This is a genomic window from Streptomyces colwelliae (genome assembly GCF_048158785.1).
In the GTDB taxonomy this organism is placed as follows: Bacteria; Actinomycetota; Actinomycetes; order Streptomycetales; family Streptomycetaceae; genus Streptomyces.
Genome location: NZ_JBLTJC010000665.1, coordinates 1 through 2823 on the forward strand (window position 1 = coordinate 1; position 2823 = coordinate 2823).

General features: G+C 66.9%; 3 protein-coding genes and 1 pseudogene. 3 read left to right on the forward strand and 1 reads right to left on the reverse strand.

The features are described 5' to 3' along the window. Together ACNFOC_RS52875 and ACNFOC_RS56155 are read left to right on the forward strand one after the other, a co-directional pair. Positions 1 to 123, forward strand: a pseudogene (locus ACNFOC_RS52875) (sigma-70 family RNA polymerase sigma factor); the annotation flags it as partial. Between the two features lie 21 nt (positions 124 to 144). Beyond that, positions 145 to 576 carry a serine/threonine kinase C-terminal domain-containing protein gene (locus ACNFOC_RS56155; protein WP_521987165.1) on the forward strand — a complete coding sequence of 144 codons (432 nt, stop codon included), beginning with the start codon at positions 145 to 147 and terminating at the stop codon, positions 574 to 576. Between the two features lie 30 nt (positions 577 to 606). Here ACNFOC_RS56155 and ACNFOC_RS52880 read toward each other — a convergent pair whose 3' ends face one another. Beyond that, positions 607 to 2037 (reverse strand): amino acid permease, encoded by a 1431-nt coding sequence (locus ACNFOC_RS52880; protein WP_416966096.1) that lies wholly within the window; start codon positions 2035 to 2037, stop codon positions 607 to 609. A 227-nt stretch (positions 2038 to 2264) separates the two neighbouring features. Between ACNFOC_RS52880 and ACNFOC_RS52885 the strand changes: the two genes are divergently transcribed. Beyond that, positions 2265 to 2750: a ribose-5-phosphate isomerase gene (locus tag ACNFOC_RS52885; protein ID WP_416966097.1), complete on the forward strand. Its 486-nt coding sequence runs from the start codon at positions 2265 to 2267 to the stop codon at positions 2748 to 2750. The last annotated feature ends 73 nt before the right edge of the window (positions 2751 to 2823 follow it).

The following is a 2823-nucleotide window of genomic DNA, read 5'->3' on the forward strand; positions in this document are numbered from 1 at the left end:
TGCCTGAAGGTGATCAAGTCGCTACGGCGGCTCATGCCCACGGACGATCCCCAACTCCTCGACCGCATCAGCGAGGAGCGCACTCCGGAGCAGTCGCTGATCGACTCCGAGGAGGCCGCCTCGGCAGGACGGGACCGCTCGGCGGTGAGGTGGGCGAGCCCGGGCACGCACCAGGAGGCGGGCGGGTTCGCGTGGGCGACGCCCGCCGGGTGGCGGCGGGATCTGAAGACGGGGGCCGAGGTCCACTACACGTCCCCGGATGGGAGTCAGGAGCTGGTCGGCAAGTCGGCGCTCGCCCGAGGCGACCTGATGGAGACCTGGGAGGCCTCGGAGCGGAGTGCGCGCAAGGGGCAGGACTACCGGAAGATCCGCCTGGAGAAGACGACGTTCCGCGGTCATTCGGCGGTGAGTTGGGAGTACACGTTCACGCTCAAGGGCGTCCCCTGGCACGCCCGGCTGCTCGGTTTCGACGAGGACGGGAAGTCGTACCAGATCAACACCTGGTACCAGCCGGGCGTGGAGACCCAGGCCCTGAAGACCTACGACAAGGTCAAGAACAGCTTCATCGTGCTGTGAACTCCCTTGATCCACAGACGCCTTGGCCCGTCAGTTCACAGACACCTTGTCGGTGTCCGCGTCGGAGACCGCGGTCGTGACCGCTTGCCCGCCCCGCACCCGCTCCTTGATCACCGAGACCGCGACCACGGCCAACGCGACCAGCAGGGACAGCAGAACGGTCGTACGGCCGCTGCTCTCGCCCTCGGTGTCGGTGAGCATGTAGCCGAGGACGAACACGATCAGGGCGATCGTCGCCCAGGTCAGATACGGGTACAGCCACATCTTCACGACGAGCTTCTCGGGCGACTCGCGCTCGATGATCCGGCGCATGCGCAGCTGGGACGCGCAGATGACCAGCCACACGAACAGGGCGACCGCGCCTGAGGAGTTGACGAGGAAGAGGAAGACGGTGTCCGGGAAGGCGTAGTTGAAGAACACGGCGACGAACCCGAAGACGACGGAGGCGATGATCGCCGCCATCGGTACGCCACGGGACGTGGTCCGGGCGAACGCCTTCGGCGCGTCACCGCGGCCGCCGAGCGAGAAGGCCATGCGGGAGGCCGTGTAGAGGCCGGAGTTGAGGCAGGACAGCACCGAGGTCAGCACGATGAAGTTCATGATCTGACCGGCGTGCGCGATGCCGAGGGAGTCGAGGGCGGCGACGTAGGAGCCCTGCTCCTTGATCGACGGGTCGTTCCAGGGGAGCAGGCAGACGACGACGAAGATCGAGCCGAGGTAGAAGACGCCGATGCGCCAGATGATGCTGTTGGTCGACTTGGTGACCGCGCGCTGCGGGTCCTCGGACTCGCCGGCGGCCAGCGTGGCGATCTCGCTGCCCATGAAGGAGAAGACGACCAGCAGGACACCGGTCAGGATCGCGCCGGGCCCGTTCGGCAGGAAGCCGCCGTGGTCGGTGAGATTGCCGAAGCCCGCCTTGTCGGTGTGGGCGCCGGGGAGCACGCCGAAGATCGCCAGCGCGCCGACGACGATGAACGCGCCGATCGCCACGACCTTGATCCCGGCGAACCAGAACTCGAACTCGCCGTAGGAGCCCACCGATACGAGGTTCGTGGCGGTCAGCACCACCATCACGATGAGCGCCCAGCCCCACTGCGGTACGGCCGGTATCCACCCTTCGAGGATCTTCGCGCCGGCGGTCGCCTCGACGGCGAGCACGACGACCCAGAAGAACCAGTACAGCCAGCCGATCGAGAAACCGGCCCAGCGGCCGAGCGCGCGGTCGGCGTGCGCGGAGAACGAGCCGGAGGTGGGGTTCGCGGCCGACATCTCGCCGAGCATGCGCATCACCAGCACCACGAGCGTGCCGACGAGCGCGTAGGAGAGAAGGATGCCGGGTCCCGCGGTCGCGATGCCCGAGCTGGAACCGACGAACAGGCCGGCGCCGATGACACCGCCGATCGCGATCATCGTGAGATGTCGGTTCTTGAGTCCTGCCTGAAGGCCGGAGCCATCAGTCATGGAGGAAGTCATGGGGGGAATTCCTTTACGCCGGTTGGGATGCCGGTGGAGGGTGCTCGTACGAGCGGCGTACGAGTCGGTCCAGTGAATCGGAGGTAAAGGAATTCCTGAACCTTTGAATCCAGATCGTTACTTGAGGTTTCCTTGAGGTTGCGAGGCGTTGCCTGTATTTAACGTGGTCGGGCCCCGGAGCTGCTTCCCGGAAACAGCCGTGTCACACTCGACGCATGCGCGTGTATCTCGGCTCCGACCATGCGGGCTTCGAACTCAAGAACCACCTCGTCGAGTGGCTGAAGGAGGCGGGCCATGAGCCCGTCGACTGCGGGCCGCACATCTTCGACGCCCAGGACGACTACCCGCCCTTCTGCCTCCGCGCCGCCGAGCGCACGGCCGCCGACCCCGAGGCCCTCGGCATCGTCATCGGCGGCTCCGGCAACGGCGAGCAGATCGCGGCGAACAAGGTGAAGGGCGTGCGGGCGTCCCTCGCCTGGAGCGAGGAGACCGCGTCGCTCGGCCGGCAGCACAACAACGCGAACGTCGTCGCGGTCGGCGCGCGGATGCACACGGAGGAGGAGGCGACGAAGTTCGTCGAGATCTTCGTCGGTACGCCGTTCTCCGAGGACCCGCGGCACATTCGTCGCATCGACATGCTGACGAAGTACGAGGCGACGGGGGAGCTGCCGGAGATCCCGGCGCACCACCCGCAGCGGTAGCGGGGTCCGGGGCGGAGCCCCGAGGCTTTTCGAGGCCCACCCGTCAACTGACCGAGACGGGTGGGCCTCGAAA

Bases quoted from the DNA above. Each gene is read 5' to 3' on its own strand.
- ACNFOC_RS52880 (WP_416966096.1), bottom strand. From the start codon at position 2,037: ATGACTGATGGCTCCGGCCTTCAGGCAGGACTCAAGAACCGACATCTC.
- ACNFOC_RS52885 (WP_416966097.1), top strand. From the start codon at position 2,265: ATGCGCGTGTATCTCGGCTCCGACCATGCGGGCTTCGAACTCAAGAAC.